The organism is Phenylobacterium sp., from assembly GCF_030693625.1.
GTDB classification, from domain to species: domain Bacteria; phylum Pseudomonadota; class Alphaproteobacteria; order Caulobacterales; family Caulobacteraceae; genus Phenylobacterium; species Phenylobacterium ferrooxidans.
In genome coordinates this window covers 38,736-54,396 of record NZ_JAUYAF010000070.1, presented here as the reverse complement: position 1 = coordinate 54,396, position 15,661 = coordinate 38,736, and the positions used below count along the sequence as shown (strand labels likewise).

Annotated in this window: 12 protein-coding genes; 6 read left to right on the top strand and 6 right to left on the bottom strand. The window is 67.7% G+C overall.

The genetic code is table 11. The features are described 5' to 3' along the window. Positions 1-2,619, bottom strand: a complete 2,619-nt coding sequence (gene pepN, locus Q8N10_RS15775; protein WP_304778986.1) for an aminopeptidase N — start codon at positions 2,617-2,619, stop codon at positions 1-3. A gap of 195 nt (positions 2,620-2,814) precedes the next feature. On the opposite strand from pepN, the gene Q8N10_RS15770 reads away from it, so the two are divergent. Further along, complete coding sequence (locus tag Q8N10_RS15770) at positions 2,815-3,462, top strand: OmpW family protein (protein WP_304778983.1); 648 nt, start codon at positions 2,815-2,817, stop codon at positions 3,460-3,462. A 4-nt stretch (positions 3,463-3,466) separates the two neighbouring features. Here Q8N10_RS15770 and Q8N10_RS15765 read toward each other — a convergent pair whose 3' ends face one another. Beyond that, on the bottom strand, positions 3,467-4,042 hold the full coding sequence (locus Q8N10_RS15765; RefSeq protein ID WP_304778981.1) for a hypothetical protein: 576 nt from the start codon (positions 4,040-4,042) through the stop codon (positions 3,467-3,469). 143 nt (positions 4,043-4,185) lie between these two features. Here Q8N10_RS15765 and Q8N10_RS15760 point away from each other — a divergent pair, with 143 nt between their 5' ends. Both Q8N10_RS15760 and Q8N10_RS15755 read left to right on the top strand, forming a co-directional pair. Next, positions 4,186-5,307 (top strand): acyl-CoA dehydrogenase family protein, encoded by a 1,122-nt coding sequence (locus tag Q8N10_RS15760; protein ID WP_304778978.1) that lies wholly within the window; start codon positions 4,186-4,188, stop codon positions 5,305-5,307. A gap of 13 nt (positions 5,308-5,320) precedes the next feature. Beyond that, positions 5,321-6,547: an acyl-CoA dehydrogenase family protein gene (locus Q8N10_RS15755; protein WP_304778975.1), complete on the top strand. Its 1,227-nt coding sequence runs from the start codon at positions 5,321-5,323 to the stop codon at positions 6,545-6,547. Here the strand turns inward: Q8N10_RS15755 and Q8N10_RS15750 are convergent. Beyond that, complete coding sequence (locus Q8N10_RS15750) at positions 6,544-7,764, bottom strand: glycosyltransferase (protein ID WP_304778972.1); 1,221 nt, start codon at positions 7,762-7,764, stop codon at positions 6,544-6,546. The two genes, Q8N10_RS15755 and Q8N10_RS15750, sit on opposite strands and share 4 nt — an antisense overlap. A 101-nt stretch (positions 7,765-7,865) precedes the next feature. Continuing rightward, positions 7,866-9,572 carry a VWA domain-containing protein gene (locus Q8N10_RS15745; protein ID WP_304778969.1) on the bottom strand — a complete coding sequence of 569 codons (1,707 nt, stop codon included), beginning with the start codon at positions 9,570-9,572 and terminating at the stop codon, positions 7,866-7,868. Positions 9,573-9,852: 280 nt separating this feature from the next. On the opposite strand from Q8N10_RS15745, the gene Q8N10_RS15740 reads away from it, so the two are divergent. Together Q8N10_RS15740 and Q8N10_RS15735 are read left to right on the top strand one after the other, a co-directional pair. Next, the gene (locus tag Q8N10_RS15740) at positions 9,853-11,316 is read left to right on the top strand and encodes a tetratricopeptide repeat protein (RefSeq protein WP_304778967.1); all 1,464 of its coding nucleotides are present in this window, start codon (positions 9,853-9,855) and stop codon (positions 11,314-11,316) included. Beyond that, positions 11,313-12,782: a right-handed parallel beta-helix repeat-containing protein gene (locus tag Q8N10_RS15735; RefSeq protein WP_304778964.1), complete on the top strand. Its 1,470-nt coding sequence runs from the start codon at positions 11,313-11,315 to the stop codon at positions 12,780-12,782. The genes Q8N10_RS15740 and Q8N10_RS15735 overlap by 4 nt, the downstream gene beginning before the upstream one ends. Here the strand turns inward: Q8N10_RS15735 and Q8N10_RS15730 are convergent. Further along, positions 12,776-13,414, bottom strand: a complete 639-nt coding sequence (locus tag Q8N10_RS15730; protein WP_370690206.1) for a hypothetical protein — start codon at positions 13,412-13,414, stop codon at positions 12,776-12,778. The genes Q8N10_RS15735 and Q8N10_RS15730 overlap by 7 nt on opposite strands. A gap of 98 nt (positions 13,415-13,512) precedes the next feature. Then, complete coding sequence (locus Q8N10_RS15725; protein WP_304778962.1) at positions 13,513-13,695, bottom strand: CsbD family protein; 183 nt, start codon at positions 13,693-13,695, stop codon at positions 13,513-13,515. A 297-nt stretch (positions 13,696-13,992) separates the two neighbouring features. Here Q8N10_RS15725 and ettA point away from each other — a divergent pair, with 297 nt between their 5' ends. Continuing rightward, complete coding sequence (gene ettA / locus Q8N10_RS15720; protein ID WP_304778960.1) at positions 13,993-15,660, top strand: energy-dependent translational throttle protein EttA; 1,668 nt, start codon at positions 13,993-13,995, stop codon at positions 15,658-15,660. Position 15,661 lies beyond the last annotated feature (1 nt).

The window sequence follows — 15,661 nt, the reverse complement described above, 5'->3', positions numbered from 1 at the left end:
CTACTCCGCGAGGGCCTTGGTCGCCAGCTCATAGACGTTCTTGGATAGGCCTTCGGTCGCGGCGATACGCTGGAGCTCCGCCCTCATCAATGCCCCCAATTCGGGGGCATAGCGACGCCAGCCGCCCAGGGGCTCCACGAACCGCGCGGCGGTCATGGGGTTGAACCCGTCCACCGCCAGGATGATGTCGGCCAGGAAGCGATAACCGGCCCCGCTGGGGTCGTGGAAGCGGGCGGGATTGCCGGTGGCGAAGCCGGAGACCAGGGCCCGCAGGCGGTTGGGGTTCTTCTGGTCGAAAGCGGGGTGGGCGGTGAGACCCATGACCCGACCAAGAGCCTCCTCGGAGGGGTCGCGGCCCTGCAGAGAGAACCATTTGTCGATGACCAGGGGCTCGTTCTTCCAGCGCTCGTAGAAGTCGGCCAGCGCCGCATTGAAGGCCTCGCCGCCCAACAGCATGAGAGCGTTCAGGCCGCCCATGGCGTCGGTCATGTTGATCGCCGCCCGGTAGTGGCCGTCAGCCAGGGTGGCGATCTCGGCTCGGGGGTTTGCGGCCAGCAGGTCCAGTGCGGCGTTGCGCAGGGCGCGGCGCCCTGCGCTCGCGGCGTCGGGTGAGAACTCGCCGAGCTCCTGCAGGCCGATGTGCAGGCGCTTCAGGTCGTCTTCCAGGTGCAGGGCCAGGCGTGTGCGCAGGGCCTCGCGCGCCTCATGGATGGCGGCGGGGTCGGCGGGCTTCATGGCCATGGCCAGGTCAGCCTCGGAAGGCAGGGCGAGCAGCAGCGCCTTGAACGCCGGATCGGCGGCCTGGTCGGCCAGGCCGCGGCCCAGGGCCTCGGCATAGCGTTCCTCGCCCACCTCGTCGGGCCTGCCGGCGGCGCGGCTGGAGATCAGGGCGCGGGCCAGATCCTGACCGGCCTCCCACCGGTTGAACAGGTCCGGGTCGCCGGCGAGCTGGACGTAGCGGTCCTTGGGCTGGGCGTCGGTTTCCAGGGTCACGGGCGCCGAGAAGCCGCGCAGGGCCGAGACCACGGGCGCGGACTCGACGCCGGTGAAGGTGACGCTGGTGGAGGCGCCGTTCAGCACCACCACGGTCTCGTCCAGGGCCGTCCCGTCGCGCAGGAAGGCCTGGGTGCGGCCCTCGCCGTCCAGAAGGCCGATGCGCACCGGTAGCGGCAGGGGGCGCTTGGTGGGTTGGCCAGGCGTCGGCGCGGTGGCCTGGGTCAGGTCGATTTTCAGGGTGCGGGCGTCGGCGTCATAGCTGTGCTTCAAGCTGACGTTCGGCGTGCCGGCCTGCTCGTACCAAGCGAAGAACTCGGTCAGATCCTCACCGGTGACGTCGGCGAAGCAGCGGATGAACTCCTCCACCGTGGTGGCATGGCCGTCCCATCGGTTGAAATAGAGATCCATCCCTTCTCGGAATTTCTCATCCCCGATCAGGGTCTTGAGCATCCGGATCACTTCGGCGCCCTTCTCGTAGATGGTCGCGGTGTAGAAGTTGTCGATCTTCAGATAGCTGCCGGGGCGCACCGGGTGCGCCAGGGGCCCCTGGTCCTCGGAGAACTGCCGGGCGCGCAGGGTCTTCACGTCCTTGATGCGCTGGACCGCCTCGCCGCGCATGTCGGCCGAGAAGCTCTGGTCGCGGAAGACGGTCAAGCCCTCCTTCAGGCACAGCTGGAACCAGTCGCGGCAGGTGATGCGGTCGCCAGTCCAGTTGTGGAAGTACTCGTGGGCCACGACGCTTTCGATGCGCTCATAGTCCAGGTCCGTGGCGGTCGCCGGGTCGGCCAGCAGCAGGGAGGAGTTGAAGATGTTCAGCCCCTTGTTCTCCATGGCCCCGAAGTTGAAGTCGCGTACGGCGACGATCATGAACAGGTCCAGGTCGTATTCGCGGCCGAACACCTCCTCGTCCCACTTCATCGAGCGCTTCAGCGCGTCCATGGCGTAGGCGGCCCTGTCGGACATGCCGGGGTCGACATAGATCTTCAGGTCGACGGTGCGGCCGCTCATGGTCACCAGCTTGTCGGCCAGTTCGTCCAACTCGCCGGCCACCAGGGCGAACAGATAGGCGGGCTTGGGGAAGGGGTCGTTCCAGACGGCGTAGTGACGGCCGCCGGGCATGACGCCGGATTCCATCAGGTTGCCGTTGGAGAGCAGGCGGTGGAAAGCCTTGTCGGCCTCGACCCGCACGGTGAAGCGCGACAGTGCGTCGGGGCGGTCGGCGAACCAGGTGATCTTGCGGAAGCCCTCGGCCTCGCACTGGGTGCAGAAGCGGCCGCCGGACATGTAGAGCCCGTCGAGGGCCTTGTTGGCCTCCGGGTCGATCTCGACCTCGGTTTCCAGCACGAAGCTGTCGGGGACATTGGGCACGGTCAGGTATTCGGCGTCGATGGTGCGCTCACTCTCGTCCAGCACCTTGCCGTCCACGGCCACCGAGATCGGCTTGAGCCGTTCGCCATTCAGCACCAGGGGCTCGGTATGCTCGCCGTTGCGGGTGATCGACAGGCGCGCCTTCACCCGGGTGGCGTCGGGCGCCAAGTCGAAGACCAACTCGGTCGTGTCGATCCGGAAAGCGGGCGGGCGATAGTCGGTGAGCCGGATGGGCTGGGGAGTCTCTGTGCGCATCCCCAAGGATTTAGGCCATCCCGGTCGCCAGGGCGAGCGCCGCGGCTGCGAAAGTCGCGCCGACCGCCGTGTCCCCTGCGCAACGCACAATAGGCGTCAAACGGTTGTTTGAGTTTTGTCAAAGCTGAGCTTGCGAGATGGCGCGATGTCCCCGCCAGCACGGCGCTCCCTCCGTGCCTTGAGGGGAAAAAGAAGATGAAAGTCACCACCTACGCCCTGGCCCTTGGCGCGGCGCTCGCCCTGGCCGGAACCGCCCAGGCCCAGGACTTCCAGGTCAAGGAAAAGGGTCTCCTGATGCTGAACGTCCGCGCCACGGCGATCTCGCCGACGGCCGACGACGCCATCACCACCGCCGCCGGCGCGCCCACCGGCCTGCACGTCGATGTCAAGGACGACTACAAGCCGTCGCTGGGCCTGTCCTACTTCCTCACCGACCACGTCGCGGTCGAGGTGATCGCCACCACCAGCCAGCACACCATCAAGGCGCAGGGGCCGGGAACCGACGTCACCGTGCACAAGACCTGGGTCCTGCCGCCGGTGGTCTCGCTGCAGTATCATTTCGCACCGACCGCCAAGGTCAGCCCCTATGTGGGCGCCGGCGTGAACTACATGCTGTTCCACAGCGGCAAGGATCAGAACGGCTTCAAGGTGAAGCTGGACGACGGCTTCGGCTACGCCCTGCAGGCCGGCGTCGATGTCGCCGTCAAGGGACCGTGGAGCGCCAACGTCGACGTCAAGAAGGTGTTCTTCGAGACCGACGCCAAGATCAATGGTGGCGCGCTGAAGTCCAAGGTGAAGCTTGACCCCTGGGTGCTCTCGGTGGGCTTCGGCTACAAGTTCTAGCCCGCTACTCGGCGGCGTGGGGAGCCGATTCAGCTATCGGCTCATCCACGCTGGCCGGGACCTCCTTGAGGTACTGGTCGATCTTCATCGCCTGCTCGGCGAGGCGCTGCAACTCGGGGGGCGCGCCAGGAGTCTCCTCGATCACCGCCATCAGGCCCCGGGCGACGAACAGCAGGCGGGTTGACGAGGCGATCAGCCGGGCCTGGAACTCGATCTTGTGAGGATCGCGGTCGTACTCGGCGCCCGGTGTGCGCCAGCCGCCCCAATCATTGGCGTCGGTGACCACCACCGGGTAGCTGCCAGGGTAGGGGTGGTGGCGGCAGTTTTCCGGCGTCTGCCACTTGTTGCGGGCGCGCAGCAGCCGCCAGTTGGCGCCGTCCTCGGCCAATGTGTCGTCGGGCTCCTGCTCGGGCTTCAGCTCGTGGGCCTGGAAGTCGCGGCCCAGGCCGACGTCGTAGGTGACCCGTACGGGCTCGTCGAAGCCGCGCGCCCAGACCGGCACCAGCTTCTCGATGACCGCCCAGGCGCCAACGCTCTCGACCCAGACGCGCTGGTTCTTCTGGAATATCGCCTTGGCCATCCGCACGCCCTTCGAGTTCGCCCACAGGGTCCGCATAAGACCCTGAAATCCTTGACGCGAGGTCAATCTTTCCACGGCCCGCGAGGCGCGTATGTTGACGCGCGAGGAAACTTCAACCGGCCGAAATCGGCGGATGGGCGAGCATGAATTTCGATTTTTCGGACGACCAAAAATTCCTGAAGGCCGAGGCGCGCAAGTTCCTGGAGGCCAACTGCCCCACCAGCCGCGCCCGGGGCGTGCTGGAAGGCAGCGCCGCAGGCTATGACGCTGCCCTCTGGAGATCGGTGGCCGCCCAGGGCTGGCTGGGGGCGGCGATCCCCGAGGAATTCGGCGGCCTGGGTCTTGGTCACCTGGAACTCTGCGTGATCGCCGAGGAGCTGGGACGCGCGGTCGCGCCGATCCCGTTCGCCTCCACCGTCTACTTCGTGGCCGAGGCCGTGATGCTGGCCGGCAGCCAGGAGCAGAAGGCCGACCTGCTGCCCAGGATCGCCGCCGGCGAGATCATCGGGGCCATCGCGACCTCGGAAGGCCCCGGCGCGACGACGGCGGCCACGCTTCAGTCTACCGTCACTGAGGGCAAGCTCACCGGGGTGAAGATCCCGGTCACCGATGGCGGCATCGCCGACGTGGCGCTCGTCCTGGCGAAGGAGGGCGGCAAGCCTGGCCTGTTCCTGGTGGAGCTGACCGGCGAGGGTGTCACGCGCGAGGCGGTGAAGACGCTCGATCCCACCCGCGACGCCGCCAAGCTGACCTTCAAGGACGTCCCGGCTCGCCGCGTGGGCGCCGCGGGCGCCGGCATGGAGCTGGTGGAGCAGATCTTCGACCGGGCCGCGGTCCTCATCGCCTTCGAGCAATGCGGCGGATCGGACCGCTGTCTGGAGATGGCCAAGGAATATGCGCTCGAGCGCTACGCCTTCGGTCGGGTCATCGCCTCGTACCAGGCCATCAAGCACAAGCTGGCCGACATGTACGTCAAGAACGAGCTGGCGCGATCCAACGCTTACTACGGGGCCTGGGCGCTCAACACCAATGCGCCCGAGCTGCCGGTGGCGGCCAGCGCCGCCCGCATCGCGGCGTCAGACGCCTATTGGTTCGCCTCGAAGGAAAATATCCAGACCCACGGCGGCATCGGCTTCACCTGGGAGATGGACTGTCACCTGTTCTACCGCCGTTCGCGTCAGCTCAGCCTGGTGGCCGGCGCGCCCCGGGTCTGGAAAGAACGCCTCGTCAGCCATCTCGAACGCCGCAACGCGGCGGCCGCCTAAGGGACCTCGGATCATGGATTTCAACGACAGCCCCGACGAAGCCGCCTATCGCCAGCAGGTCCGCGACTGGCTCGACGCCAACGCCCCCAAGGCCCGCATCGCCGGTGACCCCGAGGGTGGCGACGGCCTTGCCGCCTCTAAGGCCTGGCAGGCCAAGAAGGCCGAAGCCGGCTACGCTTGCATCACCTGGCCCAAGGAGTGGGGCGGGCAGGGCGGAACCCCGGTGCAGAACGTCATCTTCAGCCAGGAGGAGGCCAGATACCCGATCCCAGGCAATCCGTTCCAGATCGGCCTGGGGATGTGCGTCCCCACGGTGATGACTTTCGCCGACGAGGAGACCAAGAAGCGCTTTGTCGGCCCCGCCCTGCGTGGCGAGGAGATCTGGAGCCAGCTGTTCTCGGAACCCTCCGGCGGCTCGGACGTCGCCGCCTCGCGGACCAAGGCTGAACGCGCCCCGGACGGCTCAGGAGACTGGATCATCTCGGGCCAGAAGGTGTGGACGACCGGCGCCCAGTTCTCGGACTTCGGGATCGTCATCACCCGAACCAGCCCGGACAAGCCCAAGCACAAGGGGCTGACCATGTTCTGGATCGACATGAAGGACCCCGGCGTCGAGGTGAAGCCCATCCACCAGATGTCGGGTGGGTCGGGATTCAACGAGGTGTTCTTCACCGACGTCCGGGTCAAGGACAGCCAACGGCTGGGGGCTGTCGACGAGGGCTGGAAGGTCAGCCTGGTGACCCTGATGAACGAGCGGCTGGCGGTGGGCGGTCAGACCGGAGCCGGGTGGCGACAATTCATGGAGGCGGCGCGCAATACGCCCGGCCTTGATGGCGGCTCGGCCCTGCAGGACGGGGCGCTGCGGGAGAAGCTGGCGGACTGGTACGTCCAGGCCGAGGGCCTGAAACACACCCGCAACCGAACGATGACGGCGCTGTCGCGGGGGCAGACGCCGGGGCCGGAGAGTTCGATCGGCAAGATCATCTCGGCGGTTCAGATGCAGGAACTCGGCAATACAGCCATCGAGATGCTGGATCAGTACGGCATCATTGACGATCCGGAACTGGCCTCCTTGAACGGCGCCTTCCACTTCTCGCTGATGTTCGGGCCGGGCCTTCGCATCGCCGGCGGCACCGACGAAATCCTGCGCAACATCATCGCCGAGCGGGTGCTGGGCCTGCCGGGTGACATCCGGGTCGACAAGGACGTGCCCTTCAAGGACATGCCCACCGGCCGTTAGGCGCGCCAGGCGAGGGTTTGCGGCGCCGCGGAGTTCATCACCAGCTCGCCATAGAGCCGGGTAAGGCCTTCGAAGGTCCGCTCCCAACTATGGCGCAGCTCTGCGCGGGCGCGGGCGGCGGCCGACAGCGCGCCCAGGTCGCGGGCGAACAGAGCTTCGATGGCGTCGGCGAGGCCGCCTGGATCGACGTCGTAGGCGAGCTGGCCGACCTCGTTGTCGATCAACTCGGAGACGCCCCCGCGCGAGGGGCCCACCACCGGCAGGCCGGCGGCCAAGGCCTCCAGGATCACCAGGCCGAAGGGCTCGTTCTCGTTGGCGTGGACGCAGGCGTCGCAACTGGCGATCAGGCTGGCCAGAGCGACCGGGTCGGACTCGTAGTCCAGGCTGATGACCCGGGGCGAGATGCGCACATCCTTGCCCGCGCCCACGAGGACCAAGTGGTAGGGCTCGCCCAGGCGCTCGACGGCGCAGACGATGGACTCGATGTTCTTCTCCCGCGCGGGGCGGCCGGCGAAGACCAGGATGCGGGCGTCCCAGGGCAGGCCCAGGCGTTTGCGCAGGCCGCCGGGATCGGCTCTCCGAGGGTGGAAGAGCTCGGTGTCCACGCCAAGCATCTGGACGCTCACCTTTTCCACGCCGGCCTCGGCCAGACGCAGGGCCATGTGGCGGCTGGGCGCCACCACGCGGTCGAAGCGATGATAGATGTCGGCCCAGCGCTTCATCGCCGGAGCCTGCGCCCATTCACCGAAGTGCAGGGCGGCGAGCGCCGCGGCGTCTGTGTGGCAGAAGCCCACGACCGGGACGCCCAGCGCCTCGCCAGCGTCGAGGGCCGCATGACCGGGCACGAAGATGTCGCCGGCTTCGATGATATCGGGCGCCAGCATCCGCAGCACCGTCTCCCACTTCGCCGTGCTGGCCGGCATGCGATAGCCGTCGCCGAAGGGCAGGCGCGCGGCGGCGACCGTGACCACGCCGGGTTCGGCCAGTCCGGTCGCTGCGCCCGGTGTTACCAGGGTGTGGCGAATGTCGGGACGGCGTTTGGCCAGCCATGCCTGCTTGGCGCCCAGGTACCGCTTCACCCCGCCGGAGCGCGGCGCGTACATCATGGTGGTGTCAATCAGGTGGAAGCCCACCCGGCCAGGAGCGCCGAAATAGGGCGCCTCGGAAGGGTCCAGGCGGATCAGGTTGTCCTGGTCTGGAGCGGTGACGTCGTACAAGCGAGCGCCCTTGTCTTGAGGTGGTTCTCGTCAGGCAACGAACGGCGCGACTGTTTGTTGCGGCCGCGCCCGTGTCGAAGGACGAACTCAGTGCGGCCGTCTTAGTTTCCCGATTCGTTGACGGTTTTTGTCTCCCCGGCGGCGCGCGCCAATTGCACGAACTCCGCTCTCAGGCCGTAGGGGTCTGACCCGCGGGCCGTCTGGGCCAGGTCGCCCACCGCCTTCCAGCCGAAGTCGGCCGACAGCCAGGGATCGCCGCGCAGCTTCTGGCCAAACCCGGCGACGGCGAGCGCCCAGCGGGTCGCCTCGGGCGCGTCGAGAACCCGAGCATAGGTGTCGCCGACGCCGATCGGCCGTTCGATCAGCCTGGAGGTCTGACCGCCCGGCAGCTTGTAGCGGACCTTCAGGAAGGCGATCTCGCCACCGGACGCGGCGCGAGGCGCCGGGGCGCCGTAGCGAAGGGGGTCGCTGGAAGGCCGGGCCCCGGCCGGCGTCACCTCATAGAGCGCGGTGACCGACGTGCCGGAGCCCACCTCGCCGGCGTCCACTCGGTCATTGTTGAAGTCCTCGCGGTTCAACAGCCGGGTCTCGTAGCCGATCAGCCGGTACTCGCTGACCGCCCTGGGGTTGAACTCCACCTGAATCTTCACGTCGTCGGCGATGGGGAACAGCGAGCCGGAGAAGTCGTCGCGGAAACTCTTGCGCGCCTCGTTCAGGGTGTCGATGTAGCCGGCGGTCCCGTTGCCGTTCTGAGCCAGGGCCTGCATCAGGGTGTCGTTGTAGTTGCCCTGGCCCAGACCGTAGACAGAGAGGTAGACCCCGCTCTTGCGCTTGGCGGCGACGAAGTCCGTAAGCTTGGCGGGGTCGGCGACGCCGACATTGAAGTCGCCGTCGGTCATCAGGATCACCCGGTTGATCGCCTTGGCGTCGAAGTTCTGCACCGCCAGGTCATAGGCCAGGGCCAAGCCTTGACCGCCGGCGGTGGAACCCCCGGATTCCAGGGCGCCGAGCGCGCAGCGCATCTTCAGCTTCTCCCGCCCGCTGGTCGGGGCCAGCACAGCCCCCGCCGAGCCAGCATAGGCCACCATGGAGACCCGGTCCTGGGGGCGGAGCTGGTCCACCAGCAGGTTCAGGGCCTTCCGCGCCAGGGGCAGCTTGTTCTCGGCCGACATGGAGCCGGACGTGTCGATCAGGAACACCAGGTTGAGCGGCGGCTCCTGGGCGCGAGGGATGTCGTAGCCCTGCAGGCCGATGTGGACGATCTGGCGGTCGGTCGACCAGGGGGAGGGGGTCACCGCGACGAAGGGTTTGAAGGGGACCTGGGCGTCGGTGGGCTTTGCGTAGCCATAGTCGAAATAGTTGATCAGTTCCTCGACCCGCACCGCGTGGCGGGGCGGGCTCTGGCCGTCATTCAGGAACCGACGGACGTTGGCGTAGGCGGCGGTGTCCACATCCACCGAGAAGGTGGAGACCGGCTCCTGGGCCGTCTGCTTGATCGGGTTGGCCTGGGCGTTGGGGTAGCGTTCGGTATTGACCTCGCCAGGCATGGGGCCGGGCCGATAGACGGCGGCGGGCAACATCTCCTGCATAGGAGCGGCCCTGGCGGCCGGATAGGGCGTGGGCGGGGGCGGCGGGGGCGGCGCCATGGCCATCGAGGGTGCGTACATCACGCCGCCGCCAATGCGGCCGCGTCGACTGTAAGAATCACGCCGATCATCGGCCTTGGGGAAGCCCAGGGCCTCGCAGGCGGCAGGTGTGGGCGCCCCGTCTCGAATCGCCGGGGCGGCCATCGGAGCGGCGGGCGCCACTCCGGACGCCAAAACTGTAAGCAAGCAGAGCGAGACGCGACTTAAGTTCCGTGCAGCGGCCATCGTTCTCAGCGCTCCGAATAAGTCCCTCAAGGCGCAGCTTGGCGCGCCATCTGCGGCGAAAACGCGACGAACTGACGGCCTGGCGGAGGCGGCGTTGTTCACTCGCCATTCAGGCGAGTCTTAACAGTTTGAAACGTCACCGTCCCAAGCTTGACAGGGGGTGGGGGCAAGACGCTAGTGGACAGTTCAACTATGGTTAACGCTTAAGGGGGAGCACATGGCCATTTTCCATGAAGCAGCCCTCGGCATGCGTCGCGTCGCCCGGGCGGGCCTGACCTTAGCGGTCCTGGCCGCCATCATCCCGCTCAGCGGCGGCTGCCAGCCCAAGGACAGTCCTGGCGGCGGCGGCCGAAGCGGCGGCTACGCCGTGGGCGGGCCAGCCTGCCCGCGCCCCCAGGCGGCTATCGGCGTGCAGCCGCAATTCAACGCCCAGGAACAGGAGATCCGCGCCCTCCGGCGTCAGGGGTTCCAGGGGGATTTCTTCGCGCAGATCGACCTGGCCCGGCGCTATTCCGGCCGTGACGCCCAGGAGAAGAACCTGGCCGATCCAGTGGAGTCCGCCGTCTGGTACGAGATGGCGCTGTCCAACCCCGACGGCTATGCGCCGATCGTCGCCGGCGTCGATCCCAAGAAGGGCAGCCGTGGCGGCGCGGGCAACAAGCTCAACGACTGCCGCGCGGCGGAACGCCGGGGCGCCTATCTGGCCCTCGACCGCATGCTCGACCGCATGAGTTCCGACGAGCGCCAACAGGTGCGTGACCGAGTGATCTATGTGCTTTCCAGCCAGGGCGCCGCAGGCTTCCGCACCCTGGCGCGCCTGCACGACGCCGCCTTCGGTCCGTTCGGCGATCCGTCCGATGGCTCGCCGGTGGACGCCCGCGACCTGAACCAGGTCAAGCCGCCGGCCGCTGCGACCCTGTTCACCCGCAACGACGTCGACGTCTATCTGTACAACTACCTCGCCGCCCAGGACGGCGACGTCGCGGGCTATGTGATGCTGAAGGACTTCGAGAGGTCTTCGGCCGAGCGCGCCTCCCTGGGATCCGACGCCGAGGCCAAGGCGCGGCGCTGGGTGCCCCCTTACGAGTTCTATCCGCCCCAGGCACCTGATAGCGGTGTGCCCCATTCCGACGAGGCGGCCACCCTGGGCGAGGCCGAGGGCGTGGCCCTGGCTCGTATCGATGAGCTGCCCTTCCAGCACGTGGGCGCGGCCCTGGCCTATCTGCAGGTGATCCCGCAACCGGTCGGGTCTCTGAGCCAGATTTCGCCCGGCGATGTCCAGACCTTCCAAGCCATGCTGGGACGTCCCACCACCGGGGTGTTCACCCCGCAGGAAAAGGTGCGCGCCATCCAGTACGCGGCGGTGAACGGATCGTCGCGGTCACAGCTGGCCCTGGCCGTCATGTACGCCGAGGGCGTGGGTGTGGCGCGGGACTACGCGCGCGCCTTCCACTGGTTCGCGGAGGCTGACCGGCAGGGTAGCGCCGAGGCCAAGTACGCCATGTCGACCTATTTCTCGCTTGGGGTCTCCGGCGTGGCCGACCAGGACAAGGCCGCGGCCGTCTCCTACCAGATCGACGCCGCCCTCGCGGGCTTTAAGCCGTCGGCCCAGCGCCTGCGCGAGGTGCTGGCCCAGGTAGCGCGCACGCCGCGCCGTCCCACAGAAGGAACCTATCGGTGATCGCAACCGCCCTTCGCCGCCTGGCGGGCCTTGGCGCCGCCGCAGCCTGCGTCCTCTGCCTGGGTGTGGCTGGCGAGGCCCAGGCCCTGCCGGACGCCAAGATCGATCAGCAGATCCGGCCGAACTTCGGCATCCTGCTGGCGCCGCCGCTGCGCCACACCTACCGCCCCAGCGCCTGGAAGCCCCGGCGCGGCCAAGGCGGCCACGGCTACGGCCATGGCTCCGGCTATCCTGGCGCCGGCGGCAGCCGTCGACCGCTCTATCTGGACTCCATCACCGTCGACTGCGCTGACGGCAGGGGCGGCGGTTCGCAGCTGGCCGACGCCATCTACAACCTCGCCGACAACGGGGTGCTCTACATCCGCTCGCGCGGCGGCGTTTGCCGCGAGACCCTGGAGATCGATCACCCGGTGATCATCGCCGGCGAGGGACCGCCCGCCTTCGGCAATGTCGGCTCCGGCGTCGCCAAGCTGAGCCCGCCCGATGGGGCCCCCTGCATCCGGATCGCGCCTGGCGTGAAGGGCGTGGAGATCCGCGACCTGGTGATCGAGGCCAACCAGGGCGGCCGCAGCGCCTGTATCGAGGCGCAGGACGCAGACGTGGCCCTGATCCGCTCGTCGGTCCGCTACCAGGGCGACGCCTCGGCGATCTTCGTCCAGGGCGGCAGCCTGATCATGCGCAACAGCGTCGTCGAGGCGCGCACCAATGACGCCGCCATCCTGGCCGACGGCGCGGCGGTGGACATTCTGCAGTCCAAAATCAGCGCCGACGTGCGTGGCCTGGACATCACGCCCGCCCCTGGTCAGAGCCGGCTGGTGCAGGTGGGGGTGACCTCTCCGGGACCCGGCCTGCCGGGTTCGACGGCCATCACGGTGCGTGACCAGCGCAGCGGCGCCGGAAGCCTGCTGATCGCCAACAGCGTCATTCGCAACTGGATCACCGGGGTCTATGTCGACCGGGGCGCCGAGGTGGAGCTGACCCGCAACCGTATCATTCGCGTGCGCCGCGGCGTGCTGTCGGACTACGGCAAGGTGCGCGTGCGCCAGAACGCTATCGCCGCCGATGAGTACGGCGCCTACTTCGCCGGCGGCCGCCCCGAGGTCGCGGGTAATCGCTTCATCGGCGCCGGTGTGAACTATGAGCGCGGCGTTGAGCCGATCACCGAGCCCAACTATGTCTATTCCCCGCAAGGTTGCGACTACCGCATGCCCCCCGGGGCCTATTGCCGGCCGATGATCGAGGCGCCCAGGGCGATCACCGACGAAAGCGGCTTCGACGCGTCAGGCCGCTATGGCTGGGAGGTCGACGGCTACGAACGCGGCTACGCTCGCGATGGCGCCCCAACCGCCTGGCCGCCGATCCCGCGGCGCAAGTCCAGGTTCGGCCGCCCGCCGCCGCCGCCGCCGGCCTATCCTTCGGGGGGCTATCCGAACGCGCCACCGCTGATGGGCGGGCCAGGCTATTGAAGATCGAAGGCTGGCGAGCCGTTGACCGTGGCGGGGAAGGTCGGGGCGCGCCGCGCCTTGGTCGCCTGTTCAAAGGCGTAGCCCAGGGAGAGCAGCCGGGCCTCTGACCAGGCGGTTCCCATGAAGGAAAGCCCCACCGGCAGGCCCTCCACCAAGCCCATGGGCAAGGTAAGGTGCGGATAGCCCGCTACGGCGGGCAGGGTGGAGGGTGAGCCCAGCCACCGGCCCCCGTTGATACGGTCCACCACCGAGGTGGGTCCGCCACTTTCCGCCACCAGCACCTCGACCCTGGCGTCGCTCAGCAGCTTGTCGATGCCCTGGGGACCCGCCAGCCGCTTGGCGTCGGCCTTGGCCTTCAGATAGGCCGGGTCGTCCAGGCCGGGCGACGCCTGGGCTTCCAGAAAGGTTTCCTGGCCGAACAGTGCGGTTTCACGGGGCTCGGCGGCATTGAAGGCGATTAGGTCGGCCAGGGTGCGGGTCTTGAACTGGGCGGGCGCGGTGGAGGCGAGGTAGGCGTTCACGCCCGCCTTGAACTCGACCCTCAGCACCAGGTCCTCCAGGTCGTCGATCACCCTGCCCTCGGGGAGCGTGACCTCCACCAGCACCGCGCCGGTTGGCGGTTGACCAGACATGACGAGGGCCGCGCTCTCATCGAACGCGGCCCTGCATGCGGTTCCGCCGATCCTGGGGGGAGGGGGAGCGAAACCTGTCTTTACATTGGGTTGTCGGCCTACTTCTTCAAGACGTCGCGGGCGGCGTCCTTGAGGTTACCGACGCCCTTTTGAATCTTGCCGGCGGCGCGTTCGCCGGCGCCCTCGGCCTCCAAGCGTTCGTTGCCGGTCAGCTTGCCGGCGGCTTGTTTGATGGAACCGGAGGCGTCCTTGGCGGCGCCCTTGGCGATGTCCTTGTGCATGGCGATCTCCTGACTGATTGCGGCGGGGCGGGGGAACGCCCGTCGCCCTCTCTACGCATGGGCGCGGGAAGTTGTTCCCGTCAGCGCCGCAAGGTGCGCGCGGCCCTCGGTCTTCCGGCCGCTTCTAGCGGCGGAAGCAAGATGAGAGACGCCGATGTCGCCTACTGCAACGCTGGTCCTGAGGGATCGTCGCTCGCCGTTTCTCGGGTTCCACCGCGCCGACATTGCGCAAGACGCCCCCGACCGCTATCTCCGCACCCGAATTCCCCTCTTTCGAAGAGCGAGCGCGGACGCCCCATGGCGCAGCAGTACATTTATCAGATGCAGGGCCTGACCAAGGCCTTCCCCGGCGGCAAGAAGGTGTTCGAGAACATCTGGCTGTCGTTCTATTCCGACGCCAAGATCGGCGTGGTCGGGGTCAACGGCTCGGGCAAGTCCACCCTGCTGAAGATCATCGCCGGGGTGGACAAGGAGTTCAACGGCGAGGCCAAGGCCGCCGACGGCGTCAAGATGGGCTACCTGGAGCAGGAGCCCCACCTCGACGAGCAGCTCAACGTCTGGGGCAACATCATCTCGTGGTGCGAAGAGAAGAAGATCTTCGATCGCTACAATGAGGTCGCCGCCAAGCTGGGCGAGGACTACACCGACGAGCTCATGGAGGAGATGACCGCCCTCCAGGAGAAGATCGACGCCGCCGACATCTGGGACATCGATTCCAAGATCGAGATGGCCGCCGACGCCCTCCGCTGCCCGCCCAACGACTGGTCGGTGGACAATCTGTCGGGCGGTGAGAAGCGCCGCATCGCCCTGGCCCGCCTGCTGCTGTCCAAGCCGGACATGCTGCTGCTGGACGAGCCCACTAACCACCTCGACGCCGAGTCCGTGGCCTGGCTGCAGCACCACCTGGAAGCCTTCCCGGGCTGCGTCATCCTGGTGACCCACGACCGCTACTTCCTGGACCAGGTGACCAAGTGGACCCTGGAACTCGACCGCGGCAAGGGCCTGCCCTACGAGGGCAACTATTCCGGCTGGCTGGAGCAGAAGACCAAGCGGATCGTCCAGGAGCAGTCGGAATCCGAGGCTCGCCAGCGCGCCATGACCCGCGAACTGGAATGGGTGCGCTCGGGCGCCAAGGCCCGCCAGGCCAAGTCCAAGGCCCGCCTGGCGGCCTATGACGAGATGGTCCGCGAGCAGGAGACCTCGCGTCTGGCCCAGACCACCGCCACGATCCAGATCCCGCCCGGCCCGCGCCTGGGCAATGTGGTCCTCGAGGTCGAGAACCTCGAGAAGGCCTATGGCGACAAGGTGCTGTTCAAGGACCTGACCTTCAAGCTGCCGCCCAACGGCATCGTTGGCGTGATCGGGCCGAACGGGGCCGGCAAGTCGACCCTATTCAAGCTGATCACCGGCCAGGAAACCCCGGACGCCGGGACCTTCCGGGTCGGCGAGACCGTGAAGCTGGCCTATGTGGACCAGAGCCGCGACGCGTTGGATCCCACCAAGACCGTCTGGCAGGAGATCTCCGGCGGCCTCGACGTGCTGGCCGTGGGCAAGCGGGAGATCAACACCCGTTCCTATGTCGGCTCGTTCAATTTCCGCGGCGGCGACCAGCAGAAGAAGGTCGGGCAGCTCTCGGGCGGGGAGCGTAACCGCGTTCACCTGGCCAAGACCCTGACCACCGGCGGAAACCTGATCCTACTCGATGAGCCCACCAACGACCTGGACATCGAGACCCTGCAGAACCTGGAAGAGGCGCTGGAAGAGTTCGCCGGCTGCGCCGTGATCATCTCCCACGATCGCTGGTTCCTGGACCGTCTGGCCACCCACATCCTGGCCTTCGAGGGCGACAGCCACGTGGAATGGTTCGAGGGCAACTTCGAGGCCTATGAAGAGGACAAGAAGCGCCGCCTGGGCGCCGACAGCCTCATCCCCCACCGGCTCAAGTTCCAGAAGTTCGCGCGGTAGG

Excerpts from the sequence above, each read along its gene's own strand:
- Q8N10_RS15755 (WP_304778975.1), top strand. The coding sequence starts at position 5,321 with ATGGATTTCAACGACAGCCCCGACGAAGCCGCCTATCGCCAGCAGGTC.
- Q8N10_RS15765 (WP_304778981.1), bottom strand. The coding sequence starts at position 4,042 with ATGGCCAAGGCGATATTCCAGAAGAACCAGCGCGTCTGGGTCGAGAGC.
- ettA (WP_304778960.1), top strand. The coding sequence starts at position 13,993 with ATGGCGCAGCAGTACATTTATCAGATGCAGGGCCTGACCAAGGCCTTC.
- Q8N10_RS15760 (WP_304778978.1), top strand. The coding sequence starts at position 4,186 with ATGAATTTCGATTTTTCGGACGACCAAAAATTCCTGAAGGCCGAGGCG.
- Q8N10_RS15730 (WP_370690206.1), bottom strand. The coding sequence starts at position 13,414 with ATGTCTGGTCAACCGCCAACCGGCGCGGTGCTGGTGGAGGTCACGCTC.
- Q8N10_RS15770 (WP_304778983.1), top strand. The coding sequence starts at position 2,815 with ATGAAAGTCACCACCTACGCCCTGGCCCTTGGCGCGGCGCTCGCCCTG.
- Q8N10_RS15740 (WP_304778967.1), top strand. The coding sequence starts at position 9,853 with ATGGCCATTTTCCATGAAGCAGCCCTCGGCATGCGTCGCGTCGCCCGG.
- pepN (WP_304778986.1), bottom strand. The coding sequence starts at position 2,619 with ATGCGCACAGAGACTCCCCAGCCCATCCGGCTCACCGACTATCGCCCG.
- Q8N10_RS15725 (WP_304778962.1), bottom strand. The coding sequence starts at position 13,695 with ATGCACAAGGACATCGCCAAGGGCGCCGCCAAGGACGCCTCCGGTTCC.